This is a genomic window from Sphingopyxis sp. BE235 (assembly GCF_031457175.1).
Taxonomy (GTDB): Bacteria; Pseudomonadota; Alphaproteobacteria; order Sphingomonadales; family Sphingomonadaceae; genus Sphingopyxis.
On record NZ_JAVDWC010000004.1, the window covers coordinates 1 to 14595 of the forward strand.

22 protein-coding genes are annotated in these 14595 nt (G+C 61.6%); 19 read left to right on the top strand and 3 right to left on the bottom strand.

What is annotated here, in order from left to right; genetic code table 11:
- The first annotated feature begins 123 nt into the window (after positions 1–123).
- The 15 genes from J2X38_RS16320 (at position 124) to J2X38_RS16390 (ending at position 7829) form a co-directional block, all read left to right on the top strand.
- Positions 124–540 carry a hypothetical protein gene (locus J2X38_RS16320; RefSeq protein WP_310255486.1) on the top strand — a complete coding sequence of 139 codons (417 nt, stop codon included), beginning with the start codon at positions 124–126 and terminating at the stop codon, positions 538–540.
- Positions 537–767, top strand: a complete 231-nt coding sequence (locus J2X38_RS16325; RefSeq protein WP_310255487.1) for a hypothetical protein — start codon at positions 537–539, stop codon at positions 765–767. Before J2X38_RS16320 ends, J2X38_RS16325 begins: the two co-directional genes overlap by 4 nt.
- A gap of 24 nt (positions 768–791) precedes the next feature.
- On the top strand, positions 792–2807 hold the full coding sequence (locus tag J2X38_RS16330; RefSeq protein WP_310255489.1) for a hypothetical protein: 2016 nt from the start codon (positions 792–794) through the stop codon (positions 2805–2807).
- The gene (locus tag J2X38_RS16335; RefSeq protein ID WP_310255491.1) at positions 2807–3148 is read left to right on the top strand and encodes a hypothetical protein; all 342 of its coding nucleotides are present in this window, start codon (positions 2807–2809) and stop codon (positions 3146–3148) included. Before J2X38_RS16330 ends, J2X38_RS16335 begins: the two co-directional genes overlap by 1 nt.
- 215 nt (positions 3149–3363) lie before the next feature.
- On the top strand, positions 3364–3531 hold the full coding sequence (locus J2X38_RS16340; protein ID WP_310255493.1) for a hypothetical protein: 168 nt from the start codon (positions 3364–3366) through the stop codon (positions 3529–3531).
- Between the two features lie 27 nt (positions 3532–3558).
- Complete coding sequence (locus tag J2X38_RS16345) at positions 3559–4146, top strand: hypothetical protein (protein ID WP_310255495.1); 588 nt, start codon at positions 3559–3561, stop codon at positions 4144–4146.
- Positions 4143–4478 (top strand): hypothetical protein, encoded by a 336-nt coding sequence (locus J2X38_RS16350; protein WP_310255497.1) that lies wholly within the window; start codon positions 4143–4145, stop codon positions 4476–4478. The genes J2X38_RS16345 and J2X38_RS16350 overlap by 4 nt, the downstream gene beginning before the upstream one ends.
- Positions 4475–4732: a hypothetical protein gene (locus tag J2X38_RS16355; RefSeq protein ID WP_310255499.1), complete on the top strand. Its 258-nt coding sequence runs from the start codon at positions 4475–4477 to the stop codon at positions 4730–4732. The genes J2X38_RS16350 and J2X38_RS16355 overlap by 4 nt, the downstream gene beginning before the upstream one ends.
- Before the next feature lie 121 nt (positions 4733–4853).
- Complete coding sequence (locus J2X38_RS16360) at positions 4854–4988, top strand: hypothetical protein (RefSeq protein WP_310255500.1); 135 nt, start codon at positions 4854–4856, stop codon at positions 4986–4988.
- 1046 nt (positions 4989–6034) lie between these two features.
- Positions 6035–6283, top strand: coding sequence for a hypothetical protein (locus J2X38_RS16365; RefSeq protein WP_310255502.1), 249 nt, complete (start codon positions 6035–6037; stop codon positions 6281–6283).
- Position 6284: 1 nt separating this feature from the next.
- Entirely contained in the window at positions 6285–6782 is a 498-nt protein-coding gene (locus tag J2X38_RS16370; protein WP_310255504.1) for a hypothetical protein, read from the top strand.
- Positions 6779–7096 carry a hypothetical protein gene (locus J2X38_RS16375; protein ID WP_310255506.1) on the top strand — a complete coding sequence of 106 codons (318 nt, stop codon included), beginning with the start codon at positions 6779–6781 and terminating at the stop codon, positions 7094–7096. The genes J2X38_RS16370 and J2X38_RS16375 overlap by 4 nt, the downstream gene beginning before the upstream one ends.
- Positions 7096–7299 (top strand): hypothetical protein, encoded by a 204-nt coding sequence (locus tag J2X38_RS16380; protein ID WP_310255508.1) that lies wholly within the window; start codon positions 7096–7098, stop codon positions 7297–7299. The genes J2X38_RS16375 and J2X38_RS16380 overlap by 1 nt, the downstream gene beginning before the upstream one ends.
- A gap of 14 nt (positions 7300–7313) precedes the next feature.
- Entirely contained in the window at positions 7314–7568 is a 255-nt protein-coding gene (locus J2X38_RS16385; RefSeq protein WP_310255511.1) for a hypothetical protein, read from the top strand.
- 21 nt (positions 7569–7589) lie between these two features.
- On the top strand, positions 7590–7829 hold the full coding sequence (locus J2X38_RS16390; RefSeq protein ID WP_310255513.1) for a hypothetical protein: 240 nt from the start codon (positions 7590–7592) through the stop codon (positions 7827–7829).
- Between the two features lie 6 nt (positions 7830–7835).
- On the opposite strand, the gene J2X38_RS16395 is transcribed toward J2X38_RS16390, so the two are convergent.
- The 3 genes from J2X38_RS16395 to J2X38_RS16405 are packed head-to-tail and all read right to left on the bottom strand — an operon-like array spanning position 7836 to position 10996.
- Entirely contained in the window at positions 7836–7958 is a 123-nt protein-coding gene (locus J2X38_RS16395) for a hypothetical protein (RefSeq protein ID WP_310255514.1), read from the bottom strand.
- A gap of 59 nt (positions 7959–8017) precedes the next feature.
- On the bottom strand, positions 8018–10657 hold the full coding sequence (locus J2X38_RS16400; RefSeq protein WP_310255516.1) for a VapE domain-containing protein: 2640 nt from the start codon (positions 10655–10657) through the stop codon (positions 8018–8020).
- A 39-nt stretch (positions 10658–10696) separates the two neighbouring features.
- Positions 10697–10996, bottom strand: coding sequence for a hypothetical protein (locus J2X38_RS16405; protein ID WP_310255518.1), 300 nt, complete (start codon positions 10994–10996; stop codon positions 10697–10699).
- Between the two features lie 200 nt (positions 10997–11196).
- Between J2X38_RS16405 and J2X38_RS16410 the strand changes: the two genes are divergently transcribed.
- From J2X38_RS16410 to J2X38_RS16425, 4 genes are all read left to right on the top strand, one after another.
- Positions 11197–11889: a hypothetical protein gene (locus J2X38_RS16410; RefSeq protein WP_310255520.1), complete on the top strand. Its 693-nt coding sequence runs from the start codon at positions 11197–11199 to the stop codon at positions 11887–11889.
- Positions 11890–12043: 154 nt separating this feature from the next.
- Positions 12044–12595 carry a hypothetical protein gene (locus J2X38_RS16415; RefSeq protein WP_310255522.1) on the top strand — a complete coding sequence of 184 codons (552 nt, stop codon included), beginning with the start codon at positions 12044–12046 and terminating at the stop codon, positions 12593–12595.
- The gene (locus J2X38_RS16420; RefSeq protein ID WP_310255524.1) at positions 12592–13827 is read left to right on the top strand and encodes a DUF2800 domain-containing protein; all 1236 of its coding nucleotides are present in this window, start codon (positions 12592–12594) and stop codon (positions 13825–13827) included. Before J2X38_RS16415 ends, J2X38_RS16420 begins: the two co-directional genes overlap by 4 nt.
- A 41-nt stretch (positions 13828–13868) precedes the next feature.
- A complete protein-coding gene (locus J2X38_RS16425; RefSeq protein ID WP_310255526.1) occupies positions 13869–14582 on the top strand; it encodes an ssDNA-binding protein in 714 nt (237 codons plus the stop codon).
- The last annotated feature ends 13 nt before the right edge of the window (positions 14583–14595 follow it).

Consider the following 14595-nt stretch of genomic DNA (forward strand, 5'->3'; position numbering starts at 1 on the left):
AAAACCAGTCGGCCGACTAAATCCCCGGGATGAAGGGGTCCTTTTTGCACGCCGATCACCCCACGAAGGGGGTGCCTATTGCACGCTGATCCTCAATCGTGGGATTGCGTTCGCGAAGTCGAAATGACTGACGAGCGCCCCGACGAGAGGGACGAGGGTTTTTGGCCGTCGCTTGATCCTGAGGCGCCCGGCTATATCGGCGACCCGCTTCCGACCGACGTGAACGGTTCGCAGCACGCGGCCGAGTATGAGCAGCAAACGCACTTCGCTACCGCGCGCATGGCAGCGTTCGAGGCTGGCGATTGGGAATATATCGGCCTTCGGTGCCGCGCGATTATCCATATTCCGATTGGCGGCAATTCGTTTCGGGTCCTGACCATCGAGTCGGCTGGCCTTTGGGGCGTCGAGTCCGATGCGCCCGACGACTATGTCCGCAAGGTCTTTGGCGACGAACGCGAAACGCTTCTGTCCGAACTCCGCACGCTCGGCCGCGCGCTCGGATCCGAACCCGACTTTGACGAGGAAGGGCCGGAACTGTGAACCGGTGCGAATGGGAAGCCGACGCCGCCGCGCGTCGCCGGGGCTTCGCGGATCGTCACGAACTGTTCGCCGCTATCGCTGCGGAGCGCTTGGCCGCCATTCGCGAAGCTGAGCACCTCCGGGAAGTTGAGGCAGCGCGGGAAGCGTCGAACAGCAAGGTTTCCGACTGGATCGGCCGGTTTGACCGCGCCCGGCAGTCGAATTGCGCCCACAATATCACTATTTAATTGAACTACTGAGGGAGTCTTACCATGAACGCACAAACTACCATCGTCGCCCCCTGCCCCGTCATCGTTGGACAGCCGCTCTATTGCAGCGCCCACGGGTTGCATTGGGTTGCGACCATCGAGCCAAACGCGGCCGGTCAATTTCTGGCTATTGGTGGTCCTGCCCCTATGTCGCCGATCCGGTGGGACATCGTCGCAGTGTCAAGCGACGCAAAGCGGTTCACTATGGACGAATATACGGCGACCAAGCGAGCCGCTGACGGTGAACGCTTTCCCGCCCGGTCGGACGTTGCGGACCTTCTGGCACTCGCGGACTCGGCGGCCGAAACGCGCCGCGCCGCCTATCAGCAAGAGCAAGTAGAGACGCAAGCCGGCCGATCGGCCGCCGAGTCCGCTATTGCTCAGTACAAACCGGCGTGGGCCGAATGCGCTATCATCGCAGAATTGCACGAGGACGCCAGCGACAGCGCAAGCGACTATCACAATCATCGGACCGTGCGGACTGTAGTGCTCGCCTGGTCTTCTCATCGGCGCGACCTGTTCGCGGAAATGCGAAAGGCGGCCGCAACCTTCCCCGAAACGGCGCACCTTGCCGAGGCTCCCGAAAATGCCGAGCACCGCGAAAAATACAGCATGGGTGCGGGCTACTATCTCAAGAATGGCTGGCGCGACTCTAGCGGTTGGTGCGTCAAAAAATCCCACGGTCAGTATTTCGCGGTAGCGGGACTGGAATTCAGCGACTCGGCTAAGGGCATTACTCCGGCAAAGCCGGCGGCGGCAACTCGCGACATCCCGCCAAGCGCTGCGGGCGGCCTGTTCACGATCGAAGAGCACACGCACACGAAAAAGGGCTTTCAGATGCATATCGCTATCATGGGCGAGCGCGTTGACCGCGACACCTATGACGCGCTGTTGTCCGCGGCTCGACCGCTCGGCGGTTGGTACTCGAAGCCCTGGGGCGGCACGCCCGGCGGTTTCGCGTTTAAGGACGGAGCGAAAGCCCGCCAGTTTGTCGCCGAGCAGGGAGGCGCGGCGCCGGGGTCAAATGAGGGGAAGGCGCGACCCGTCGCCGACAGCAAACCCGCACCCTCTACCGGTCCGGCCAAGCTGCGCGCGCACGCCGATAGCATGCAAGCGAAGATTGACCACTGTTTGCGCGACCGCGACACGAACACGCCCCGCAAGGCCCGCATGGCGGCAGAGGCGCGCAACGAGGGGACGCAGTGGGAGCGAGCGCAGCGGATTGCCCGCACTCTTGCCGAGCGTCTCGAAGCCGGCGATTATCCTTCGGCCCTCGCTCGCGTCTCGACCAAGGCGGAACTTTTCGACTTGGCGGCCGAGGCGATGGACCGCGGCGGCGGTTATTATGACGCAGGGCGCCCCCTTGGCCGTCCCTATGACCATCGCGACCTTGCGAAGAATGACAAGGCCGCCGCGGCGTGGGCGTTGCTCGATGCTCCCACCGATCCGGCGCGCGCCAACGAAGAGGAACTGCGGCGGCAACTCGAAGCTATGAGGTTTGCCAAAATTCCCGGTTATTTCCCGACGCCGTCGGCGTTGGTGGTCGAGATGATCGAACGGGCCGAATTGCCCGACGGCGCGGACGTACTCGAACCGAGCGCAGGCAGCGGGGCTATTGCCGACGCGCTGCGCGACGCCGGGCACAATGTCCATTGCATCGAACGCCATGCCAGCCTTGCGGATATTCTGCGCCTCAAGGGGCACGAGGTCGAGCAGGGCGACTTTATGGAACTCGACACCGCGCGACAATTTGCCGCCGTGATTATGAATCCCCCGTTTGAGAACGGGCAGGATGTCGAGCACGTCCGCCGCGCGTTCGAAATGGTCCGTCCGGGTGGCGCACTAGTTGCCATCATGGGGGCGGGCGTGTCGTTCCGCGCGCAACGCCCTTATTCGACGTTCCGCGAATGGCTCGAAGAGCAGGGCGGCGAAATGGCCGAAATTCCGGCCGGGGCTTTTAAGGAAAGCGGCACGGGCGTTGCGTCGGTGATGATCGTTGTTCGTAAAGGGGCGGAATAATGAACATTCTGGCCAAAATTCACTCGATCGGCCTTCGGGCTATCACCTACACCAATAAAACAACCGAGCCCGACGAAAACGGCTCGCGCTATTGGATCCCGCGCGACTGCGTAGCGACGAATGGCAAGGCGGGAATCTTCTATCGCATTAGCGAGGGCGGCCGTCGGGATGTTCCGGGTGCGACGTATGACTTCGACGGGTGGGAACCCTGGGCTGACGGGGCTTTCGGAACGATGTTCGGCGGGCGCTATCAGACATTTGAACAGGCGATAGGCTGGCTGACAGATTCCCGCTTTGGCAATCTGCAACCGGTCGAAGCTGAGAATGAGAAGGCAGCATAATGCGCGCGCTTGTCCCCCTGCTCATTCTGACGATCGTCATATTTCGCCACCAACGCCGAAAGGGGCGCCCTAGCTGGCTGGCCTATGGCAGCGCGGCGCTCATTTGGGCGGTTGTCGTTTTCAAAGCCCCTTGGCCAATCTGAATATCTCAAGTTTTAATTGATATTCAACCTTTGGTGCGGTATACCCGAATCATCAAAGGAAAGGGAATCACAATGTTCGCACCTATCGCAATCGCTGCCTTCCTCTTCGTCGCTATCGTCGTTGCTGGCCTGCGTGCCTTTGACAGGCTCGACCGCGCCGCGCCTTCCAAGCGCGTGCCCAACCCGACCGCCTACACGGGTCCGCTTTTCAGCAAGCACGGCCGGGAAATTCGCGCCTAACAGTTCACTATTAAGGAGATATTCGCCATGAGTGATTTTCGCAAAGAGTTCCCGGACTATCCGGCCGACGCCGTGCCGACAATACCGGCGGGCTTCATTGATCGTAGCTGGAAACAGGAACCTTGCCCTTGCTTCATCCATGAGGCGAGCGGCGTTGTGCTTTGGGTGGATTATCCCGACGCGAACGACCGCGAAGCCGGAGGCGACTTCTCACGCTTTCAGGTGCAGCGCTGCACCAATCGTCACCCTGAGGGGGGCTGGCAGTTCGCCGACGGAATCCTCAGCCTGTTCGAAACCGACGATTGGGACGCCGTGTTGCGGTCCCTGCCGGGATTCACCGAACCGGCCGCCATCGCCTTTGCGTTCGTTGAAGGGCTGCGCAAAACGCTTTCACCGGACGAATGGGTAGAGATGCGAGTTCGCAACTTCGCCGCCGAACCCGGCATTTGCGCGAGCCACGATTTTTGCGACGCCAATGTCCCCATGGCCGTCGCATTCAAGGCAGTCACGGGCCGCGACATGACACCCACCAACGCCGACGATGCGGCGCTTTGGTCCACAGCGTGGGACATCGCCAAGGCCGAGCACCTGACTGCTGGAAAGGTCGACCAATGAGCGCGCGCCGCTATCTGCTCGGCGCAATCGTTCCGCTCGCTTTGGTCGGCATTGTCACCGCAGCGAATACCCCCGCGCCAGCGGTCAAGGAATCGTGGCGCGCCATCGTCGAACATGCGGACGGCAATAGCGACATCGTGGAGCACGGCGTCACCCTGTCCGATTGCATGGCGGCTTTGCAGTCCCATACGGCCGCGCCTGTCACCTATTGCGAGCGCGAGCCGCACAACCCGCCCCGCTTCATTGGTCTCGGCTGCGATGGTGCCGCCGGGCCGCTCTATGCGGTCGAAGAGTCGGACTTCCCGACCTGCGCACGGATCGAACGGCTATGAGGAGCGAGCAATCAACCTCATTCGCCTACGCGCAGCGGTGCGAGTTGCTGCGGCGCATCCGTCGGGCGCTTGCTGCCCTCAACAAGGGCCGAATCAGCGGCGACACGTTCGACCGCCTGATTGCTCGTCATGCCACAATCGAACATGCGACACGCTTCTATGACCCGTACCGCAAGGCCGACGCGGCACGCAATCCAAGAGCCGCGGCCCATGAGATAACCCGCTATTTGGATTCACTCACCGAGGATCCCTAACCCCCTTCCTCTGCTCCCTCACCTTGGCCCGCTGGCGCAACCCGCCCGCGGGCCTCTTCGTATGTGCGCCCCGCACCCTGGCCGACCTGCACCCCTGCCATGGGTGGCCAGCGCGCCGCGCTTGAGAGTCGATGACCTTGCCGAGCCCGTGGCGCTCGACCTGCTCGACCTTGCCTTACCCCTGCTGTTCAAGCCCCGCGCCGCGCCTGACCCGCCGGCATTGCTTGCCCATTGGGTAGCTGCACCGCTTCACTAATCGAATAATTCGATCACTCGTGAGTCCCTCAATGGGGGCTGCTGGGTGTCTCATGGTGTCTCTCTGCGTAGCAGTAGAGCCCACGGCTTCTCATGCCTTCTCATTATGCGCATCCGTGCATCCGTGTGGATTGATGCGAACGCGGCCTTTGTGTCTCTCGTCGTCTCATGCCTGCTCAGAGGGGGGTTAGGGTCCTTCCGGGCGTCGGGGGGCTTCCGGGGGTGGCGCTGAGCGCGGAATCCCGGTGTTTTCAAATTCTGCTATATAGACATAGGGTGATTGTTAATCAGGGCTACGCAATCGCTGCGCATTGATCGACTGGCCCGATATGTCGCGCAGATCGGTTATCGGAAAATTCGATCAAAAGCGGCCGATTGATCGGGAATTAACAGGGTTACAAGGTGGGTTGGGGACCTGTTCGACCTTAAGTGCTTGAAATTACACGTCAGAACACAGGATTTACAGGGTAACAAGATTATATAAGAAGTTGTCGAATTAGAGGGGAAGCGGAAAAGGAGGATTGGAGCGCAAGGCGAACACCAGTGGGCGTGATGCGAGCGTGAGAGATGACACGTATAGGGGGAAAACCCTGTTACCCTGTCAATTGCGTGTATTATCATGCGAAATCAGCACTTTAAGGTCGAACAGGTCCCAAATCGACCCTGTTCGACCTGTATTTGCCCCGCAAAATCAGTGATTTGCTTGTGTTCGATACGTCGTGAGACACAAAACCGGATTCAAAGCCCGATGGCCCGATCAACAATGGCCGGAATGTTGAGACGGCCTGAGATTCCTGCTTGCGAAAATCTGAATCTCAACTTAAACGTGAGATTGAAAGAATCGGAGATGCAAGCGATGGCCGTTCCAAATAATCCCGCCTCAAGGGCACTATTGAACGCCGCAATGTTCAAGATTTTGACTGCCATCGCCAACGATGACGTGCGAGGCTACGGAAACAGCCCCTATGTCAAACTGGTCAAGCATGTCCGTATCCATTGGCCCGAGCACGTCTTGGTCCCCCGCCGGCCGATCCAGGAGTACAGAGCGTGAGCAATCAACCGGACCTCAATATTCCGCCGACGACCGACCCAATCGCTCAAAAGGCGTATGACCTCGTTAAGGCGACCAATGCTGCCATCGCGCAGGCATGCAAAGAGGCGGCCATGGTGCGTTGGATGTCGATCGCCGAGCGCGAGGCCGCGCTGTTGATCGACCCCGAGCATTGGGACATCCTGTGGAGCGTTTCTCTCGGCCAGCCGCCTCGCGTCGCAATCACACGATATAAGGGACATTGAGATGACCGAGGGGCGCTATCCGCCAGCGCGCGGCATTCCAGGCAAAGCCCGCTTCAAGAAGCCGGCCGATCTTCGATATGGCGAGACGCCATTTGACGACCTGACCCGCGGGGAACTCCTACGGCTGGTGCAGGCTTATCATTCAGCAGCGGTGAGCGCGAACGGCGTCCTTGCAATGACGGAGCACCACCAGAAAGGGCACCCCTATTGGGGGCCTGAGGGCTCGGGCGGCCGGGCGAAGCGCCGACTCGAGTATCTGATCGCGCGATGCGGAGACGGCGGCGCCAACAGCGGATCCGAGCGTATCTATCGCTCCTTTTTTCGGTATGCGAGCGACTTGCTCTTTCCGGGCGTCGAGGGCGACAAGGATTATTGGGGAATCGACGCCAAAGGCGAGATGGTCGCCCCGTCGGCGCCGGGAGACATCAACAGATTTACCGGCTTGCCCCTACGGCCGCTGAAATGGTCGGACATCACCCCCAAGGAGCGCGCAGCATGAGCATCCTGAAACGCATCTTCGGTCGCCGCGCGCAGCCGACGGCCGCCCCAGCTTCGGATTGGGACGGCCTTGCCGCCCACGTCCACCCGCCAATCACAGTCGAGCAGCACAAGGCCGCCATCGCGCGCATCCAGGCCCAACAGGCAAAGGTCGTCGAGTTCGTGCTGCCGGACGGTCAGCTTGTGCGTTCGGCGGCCGGCGCGATCGACATCCGCGATATTCAGCACGCGCAGGGGTACACCTATTTTATCGTCGGCTATGACACCTTCGGTTGGCCCCTTGGGCACCCGGACAGCCCGCGGGCAGCAATGTGATGCCCGCCACATTCGAAATTCTACCGTTCTGCGTCACGAAACCGCCGCGCACATTCGCCGAGCGCTTTGCTCAAGCTGTTTGGCAAGCCTGGTGCGCCGAGAATATTGGGGCTGGCGTTACTCCTATCACCAGCGTCTTCTTCGGCTACGATCCGCAATTGCTGCTAGCCGCGCCGGACAGCCCGCGAGCGCTGCCGGCGTGATCGGAGCAAAAATCATGCTCGCCGACGACACGGAAATCGCGAGCCTCTGGCTTCGGGCGAAACCGTCCGTCGGCGAGTATATCTGGCTCACGGGCAATGCTGGTGAAGCCGCCCGCGCGGAGCACGGCACTTCAAGCTTTACCGTCCAGGAAGTCGCCCATTGGGTCAATGCTGCATGGTCTCCCGGCACGCACACCGGAGACCCAATTCACACGCTCGCGGTCTATGTCGAGCCGACGCAGTGCCCCGAATCGGTTGCGAACGAATAGGGAACATCCCAAAGCGGCCCCATGGCCGCAAATTACAATCGACCGAAGCCGATCGACCCGATTGGGTATCGGATGGGCTGCTATCTCAACATCCGCTGCGGCTGCGGGCGTTCGGTAAGCGAGCCGCTCGGGCGATTCGCGCAGGCGCGCGGCCTGTCGGAAAAGACCGTCGTCTACAAACTGATTAAACGGCTCCGGTGCCAGCAATGCGGCGCGCGGCCGACCTACGCCGATGTGACGCGCTATCGTGGCTCAAACTAACACAATTCAGGGCGTCGGCGAGCGTGCAGCCTCGTACATAAAATCCCGCATCCGTTCGTTGCCAGCGGTCATATAAGCGACTGCGGCGATCGCGACGAGAACAAGCGCAATGGTGATTTTTTGCTTCATAACCGATCCTTTGCGCCTTGATACGCCGAGATGGTTAATCAAAGGATAAACGGGACCGGTCAGAAAATGAGGTCGAGCCCGCCGCGATCCAGGTCAGCGCGCGCCGCGCCGCGGAAATATGCCCGCTGCTTGCCATACTTCCCGAAGTCTCGCGTGCGCGTCGAGCGGTTGTCCCAGCCCTTGATACGCTGGAACGCCCGGCCGACCGTCTGTGCCGCCTGCGCGTTATAGGAGCGCGGGTCGTTGCCGAGCCCTTCGATCCAAACTTGCTTGAGGCAGGTGGCATTGCGCAGCACCTTCTCGTCATCGGCGAAACCGTCACCCTTCGAGATGGGCATTTCGAGCCAGCCGGCGATTTGCCCGGCCATGGCGTCCTCGACGGTCTCGACGCGACGCGATTCTTGCAGGCGCTCGGCCTCTTCGTTCGCTTCGGCGTCAGCAAGATAGAGCGGCAGGGGGCCATTGGGCTGCTCGGCGCGCATCGCACGGTATCCCGCGCGCGCCTCGGCCCAAAGCTGCTCCACTTCCTCGCGCAGCGCCTCGATGTCGATGTTCGAGTCTTCGTCGAGCAGGCATTCCACCGGCCAGAAGCGGCGCCCGCCGGTTTCGTCGCGCAGATACTTCGCGTCGTTCGTTGACCCGATGAAGATGCACTGCCGATGGTAGTCCTGCGCGCGCTTGGCCCATGCGAGGCGGGCGCGATCGACGCGCCGGGAGATGAACGCCTTAATTGCCTGCACGTCATGCTTCGAGAAGCCCGAGAGTTCGGGAATTTCGATGATCCATGCGTTCTGCATCGACTCGATCATCTTGTTCGTGTTGTCGAACTCGGACGCCAGTTCGCCGAACCAGTGGCAGGCCAGCGTCTCGATGAAAGTGGTCTTCCGCTTGCCCTGCATACCTTCGAGGATGACCGCATAGTCGAATTTGTGGCCCGGCTCGTAGATGCGCGTCACGCCCGCAATCATCATCATGCGCGCAACACCGCGGGTATACGGGTTGTCGGGCGCGCCGAAATAGCGGACGAACAGCGTGTCGAGGCGGCTTTTGCCGTCCCATTCCAGCCGGTCGAGGTAATTGCGGACGGGGTGGAACAGGTTGTCGCTGGCGGCCATCGAAATCGCTGCGGTGAGGTCGCGATCCGACACCTTCACCCCATAGCCACCCATGCGGCCGGGCGTTTCGATGAGGTCGCGGACAGCGTGATCGTGAACGTCCTTCCAAAGGTCGCCGTTCACATTGTCGCGCCGCTCCCAAATCGAGCCGAACAGTTGCTTGGTGCCCTGCGCGCCGTCGCGCTTCTTCACCAGCTTGCCCGGCGTGCCCATGCGCACGAGGCCCTCGGAGAACTCGTTATAGGCAAGGACGCCGCGGATACGGATGTCGTGCGCGACGATGAGCCGGATGTTCGGCAGCGTCGGGCGGATCCCGCCGTCGTCGTTGAAATCTAGCTTCGACATCCACTCGGCGGCTGAGCCCGCGGGCTTGCCCTTTTCCATGAGGTCGTCGAGGTCGCCGAGCGGATTGTCGAGCCCCGGATTGATCGGTGTGCCCGGCTTCACGCGCTCGATGAGGTCGTCATCGTCGTTCGCTGCGGCGGGCGCGCCAAGGAGGTCGTCGATACCCGGTGCCGAGGAGGCTTGGAACTCGGCTGCACCGTCAGCTTTTGCGCCACTTTCGGGCGGTGCTGAGGGTGTTTGCGCATCGTCCCCCGGCGTCTCATCGAACCCGTCGCCTTGGGCTTCGATCGTCCCCTCGAACATGCGCTCGAACCGTGCCAGCCGGGCGGCCTGCATGATCGTCGCCATGCGGATGTTGCGGCTCTTCGTGTCCTTGAAGCTGACCCACACCCGGCGCGCGTCGTTGATGTCGAACTTATCGGACTGGCCCGAGAACTCGCACCACAATCCGAACGCCTCGCCCGCGAGTCCGCGCCCGGCGAACTCGTGATGAAGCGCCATGCCGACATTTGTCCAGCCGTCGCGGTCGATGCACCACTGCTCCGTCGGCAATGCCATCACATGGTCACGCGCCTGGCCGAGCGTCAGCCCGATCGGAGGCCGCGCGTCGGCATCGGCGCCACCTTCCGACACGACTGCGATGCCCTCGATATGGTTTGCCGGGATCGTCGGCGCGATGCCAAGGTCGAGCATGGACCAATCGAAATCGCGGCCCCACGCATATTCGGCGCCCGTTTCGGGGTGAACCGATGGCGGCATTGCCACCTGTTTTCCGGTCCCGAACAGGTCAATTTCCCAATCGTGCTTTTTGACCGGCCGCCCTTTCGCGGGATCAAACACCATGGAGAAGCCCTCGGATCGCCCCAGCTTGCGGCTCGCGAACGGCTTGTCAGACACGAAATAGAAGTGGCGGCTTTCACCGCCTGAGCCCGAGATGACGTGCGGCAGGGTCGTATAGGTCGGGAATAGCGCGGCGAGGCGCGAGTGCGCTTCATCGACAAGGTCGTCTTTTCGAATATCGAGGTCGATGGCGTGGAGATAGCCGCCGCCAACCTTCGAATATTCGCCGAGCCGGACGCCAACGTTGAGGTCAGCCGAATAGCTGGCCTCCAACTGGTCGAGCGTCTTGCGCGGCAGGGTGGACCACGCGGACTCGACGGGCGCCTTCGATTGGGCCTTGAGCCAGTGGACCGAGAACCCTGCGGCTACATACGGTCGGATTTTTGCGATAATCGACATGCGTTCCTTTCCCGATGACAAGCGTGCGGCGTCGCGCGCTTACGAGAAGGGCCGGAGGTCGTTTTCGGTCAGGGGAGCGATGTCGAGCAGGCAGAGATTGTCGAGCAGGTGGAGATTGTCTTCGGCATTGCCGATTTCGACGAGGCGCTTCCGGCCGCGCTTCGAGATTTCGTCGGAGCGGAGCCAGCGATAGACGCCTTCGTGGCTCATTTGCAGCCGGTCCGCGAGCGTGGCGATTTGCAGAACCCCGTTCCCGTTGCAGCACACCGGCAGCTTGTCCGCGAGCAACTTATATAGGTCCCCTGCGATTGCATCGGACTTGGGGGCAGTGGTGCTCATCTCAATCTTCTCCTGATTCGCTCCGACCTTATGACGATGTAGAAAAAGAGTTCAACTTTAAGTTGACATTGAAAATGAGACGGAGGCATTAGGAGCAAGTCAGATGGGATTCGACATTTGCGATTCGACATACACGAAGGGACGACGATCCAATGAGCCTTGAACAAGCACTCCTCGAAAATACGACCGCTCTCAACCGCGTGGCCGACCTGCTCGAAGTCAGCAACGCCGACCGGGCCAAGCTGCTCGCATCTGCTGGCGCCGGGGCGACCGCCTCGGGTGGAGCAGGTGGCGATGACGGCCTGAGCGTCGCCGACATCAAAACCAAGGCAGCAAGCGCCGACGCCGCGACCCTCAGCGCCATGCTCGCCGAGGAAAAGGCAGGGAAGAACCGTTCGAGCGCCGTGAAGGCCATCGAAGATGCGATTGCGAAAGCCAAGCCCGCCGATGAGGGAAACTCCGGTGCGAACGCGGGCACGGGAGCGTCGTCGGACCAGGCTGGTACGCAGGAAGTTGGATCGAACAACTCCGCAAATGGCCAAAATGCGACGAATACTGCGTCCCCTTCTGACAAGAACGCTCAGCCGGTCCCGGCCGCAGTCACGGCCGAACAGGCAGCGGCAGCGTTCGGCGCGTGGTTCGGTGAGACCGACGAAGAAGGCGAGCGCGCGACGCGCCGTGGCTTCGTCGAGCAGATCGTCGGCAAACTCGGCGCCCGTGTCAGCGAACTCGAACCGGCCAAGGCACGTCAGGCGGTCTTCTATCTCCGCCGCAAGCGCGCTGGCCTGACGGTCGATTTCGACGCCGCCTACGACTTCGACGGCTCGCCGACGCAGGACGCTCCGGCCGCTGCTGCGGCACCTGCCGCCGAAGCGGACGACGACCTGCTCTGATTGTTCCGCCGCCGGGGCCTTGCAGCCCGGCGGCGCCACCTGCCCGACGCACCTCCCCTCTCCTGCGTCGGGCAGGTGCTCAGATGGCCAGCGGGGGTCCTCCCCTCTCCCTGCTCCCGCTGTCCTTCTGAGCACCTGCCAAGGAGGCCCCCGAATGCTCGACTTCACAGCACTCTCCTGCACTCCGCCTGAGCGGACGATCCCCGAGATTGTCGGCGTGAACGGTCCCGAATTGTGGGACCAGATTCTCGCATTCTTCCCCGGTGCAGTTATCGGAGGCGGAGCGGTTCGCGATTACCTGCTCGGCGTCGAGCCGAAGGACATCGACGTTTTTGCGTATTCCGCTGACCTCGACATTCCGACGAATTTCGCCTCGTTGGATAGCGATCGTCGCGAGGAATATGAGGCTTTGGGCTTCATCGACATCGTCACCCGCGCCACACTGGCCGGCTATCAGGTCGATCTTGTCGGCATCAACATGTTCTCCACCCCCGATGCGCTGATTGAGTCCTTCGATTTTGGGGTGTCGCGGTGCGCCTACACCACCGAAAGAGGGATCATCGACACGCCGGAATGTCGCTCCGACCGGGAAAATAGGACCGTCAGCATTCTTCTCGACGACCGCCTCATTCGCGGTCGGCGCCGATTTGAAAGGTTCAACGATCGCATGGGCGGCGATTGGACTCTCATCGAGGACGCAGCTTGAGCGCACACGCCCGATTAGGTCCCTCCGGCGCCGAAGCCTGGATGACGTGCGCCGGCTATCCGGCTGCGGTCGAAGGCCTGTATGATCCCGGCAGCGAGTTCGCGGCCGAGGGAACGGGCGCGCATTCCATCTCGGACGATTGCCTCGCCCTCGGGCTCGATGCTTATGATTTCATCGGCTCGAAGCTGACCGTCACCGAGAAGGACCACGATGGCAAGGTCCTGCAATCCTGGACCTTCGAGTGGACCGAAGAGGATGCCCACGACCTCCAACCCGGCCTCGACGAGATTCGCGCGTTCGAAGGCAAGTTCTATGGCGAACACCGGGTCGATTTGAGCGAGGTGTACGACACCGATGGCCAGTTCGGCACGCTCGACCGCGGCGTGGTCGGTAAGGACCTCATCGTCATCTCCGACCTCAAGTGGGGCCGCGGTGTTCCGGTCTCACCGGTTCGAAACAAGCAGTTGATGATTTACGCCCTCGGCTTCTGGCGCAACGTCGCCATGTACGAGACCGAGGCGACCGATTTCCTAATCATCATCGACCAACCGCGATGCGCTGGCGGTGGCGGGCACTGGCGCTGCACGCTCGACGACCTCCTTGAGTTCGAGAATGAAGTTCGCGCTGCCGCGCTCCGCACGCTGGATCCGGCCGCGCCGCGCACGGCGTCCGAGAAGGGCTGCTATTGGTGCGCCCGCCGCAAACAGCCGCCGAGCGAGCCGGGTGCGGTCTCGGGTTGCAAGACCTATGACGATTTCGTGCTCGACCTCATGGGCTCCTCGTTCGACGCGATCGACGGTGCGAACCTCATCGGTGCCGAGTTCCAGCCGCCGCGGTACGACACGCTTTCCGCCGAGCGCCGCACTTGGGTCGTTCGGCACAAGGGCGCAATCGAGAAGTGGCTTGAGAACCTGCACGCGCAGACGATCCAAGCCGCGATCAACGGTGAACCGACGCCGGGCCTCAAAGCCGTCGATGGTCGGCGAGGTCGTAAGAAGTGGGTCAATGAGGACAAGGCCGCCGAATATCTCGACCCGCTGCTTGGTGAGAAAAAGTTCACTATTAAGTTGAGTTCTCCGGCTCAGGCACTCAAAATGCTCCCAGCCGCAGAGAAGAAGGCCCTGAGTGATTCGGGCCTCTTCATCGAAGGCGAGGCGAAGCCGGTGCTAGTCGATGAAGCCGACGACCGACCGGCAAAAGCAACTGTCGATGACAAGCTTGAGAGCCTCTGACGCTGTGACTTTGTGATGATGTGAATTTGAAAGGAAGAATTGTGGCTGCTGACATCGAAATTATTCTCAAGAGCACCGCCGAACATCCGGTGTTCCTCTCGTTCCCCGACCTCTTCACCCCGAAGGAGTATGAGAACGAAGGGCGTAAATCCTACGTCCGCGAAGCGAACTTTATCATCGGGCCGGACCATCCGCAGGTCGAGCAGATCAAGGAAGGCATTCGCCGCGCCATCGCCGACAAGTGGCCGAGCAATCCCCCGACGATTCCGGTCGAGCGCCGGCCGCTGCGCAGCGGCATGGTCGAAGACCCGGACACGGGCGAAAAGAAGGCCCGGTGGGATGGCTACGACGGCAAGCTGTTCATCTCAGCAAACCGCCGCTGCAAGGGCGAGACCCGCGAAGCCGCAATGGCCGAAACCAACCCGATCCAGCTTATCGACGGCGTGAAAGGACCCGACGGAAAGTTCGTCCGCCTCAAGGAATCCGACGGGAAGCTGTACGCTGGCGCGCGGGTCAACGCGATCCTCCGCATCTATGCCTATGACGGTACGCGGCACCAGAACCCGAACCGTATCAACTGCTCCATCGAAGCGGTGCAGTTCGCGGGCCATGGCGAAGCGTTCGGCGCCAAGCCGGTCGATGCCGACGGCCTGCTCGACGAAGTCCCCGGCCTCATGGAGGACGGGTTTGACGCACCTGCTGGTGGCGCAGCCGCCGGGAGCAAGTCGTCCGGCGCAACGGACGACTTGCTCTAAGCAGGGAAGCCGG

Excerpts from the sequence above, each read along its gene's own strand:
- J2X38_RS16320 (WP_310255486.1), top strand. The coding sequence starts at position 124 with ATGACTGACGAGCGCCCCGACGAGAGGGACGAGGGTTTTTGGCCGTCG.
- J2X38_RS16330 (WP_310255489.1), top strand. The coding sequence starts at position 792 with ATGAACGCACAAACTACCATCGTCGCCCCCTGCCCCGTCATCGTTGGA.
- J2X38_RS16335 (WP_310255491.1), top strand. The coding sequence starts at position 2,807 with ATGAACATTCTGGCCAAAATTCACTCGATCGGCCTTCGGGCTATCACC.
- J2X38_RS16340 (WP_310255493.1), top strand. The coding sequence starts at position 3,364 with ATGTTCGCACCTATCGCAATCGCTGCCTTCCTCTTCGTCGCTATCGTC.
- J2X38_RS16345 (WP_310255495.1), top strand. The coding sequence starts at position 3,559 with ATGAGTGATTTTCGCAAAGAGTTCCCGGACTATCCGGCCGACGCCGTG.
- J2X38_RS16350 (WP_310255497.1), top strand. The coding sequence starts at position 4,143 with ATGAGCGCGCGCCGCTATCTGCTCGGCGCAATCGTTCCGCTCGCTTTG.
- J2X38_RS16355 (WP_310255499.1), top strand. The coding sequence starts at position 4,475 with ATGAGGAGCGAGCAATCAACCTCATTCGCCTACGCGCAGCGGTGCGAG.
- J2X38_RS16370 (WP_310255504.1), top strand. The coding sequence starts at position 6,285 with ATGACCGAGGGGCGCTATCCGCCAGCGCGCGGCATTCCAGGCAAAGCC.
- J2X38_RS16375 (WP_310255506.1), top strand. The coding sequence starts at position 6,779 with ATGAGCATCCTGAAACGCATCTTCGGTCGCCGCGCGCAGCCGACGGCC.
- J2X38_RS16380 (WP_310255508.1), top strand. The coding sequence starts at position 7,096 with ATGCCCGCCACATTCGAAATTCTACCGTTCTGCGTCACGAAACCGCCG.
- J2X38_RS16385 (WP_310255511.1), top strand. The coding sequence starts at position 7,314 with ATGCTCGCCGACGACACGGAAATCGCGAGCCTCTGGCTTCGGGCGAAA.
- J2X38_RS16390 (WP_310255513.1), top strand. The coding sequence starts at position 7,590 with ATGGCCGCAAATTACAATCGACCGAAGCCGATCGACCCGATTGGGTAT.
- J2X38_RS16395 (WP_310255514.1), bottom strand. The coding sequence starts at position 7,958 with ATGAAGCAAAAAATCACCATTGCGCTTGTTCTCGTCGCGATCGCCGCA.
- J2X38_RS16400 (WP_310255516.1), bottom strand. The coding sequence starts at position 10,657 with ATGTCGATTATCGCAAAAATCCGACCGTATGTAGCCGCAGGGTTCTCG.
- J2X38_RS16405 (WP_310255518.1), bottom strand. The coding sequence starts at position 10,996 with ATGAGCACCACTGCCCCCAAGTCCGATGCAATCGCAGGGGACCTATAT.
- J2X38_RS16415 (WP_310255522.1), top strand. The coding sequence starts at position 12,044 with ATGCTCGACTTCACAGCACTCTCCTGCACTCCGCCTGAGCGGACGATC.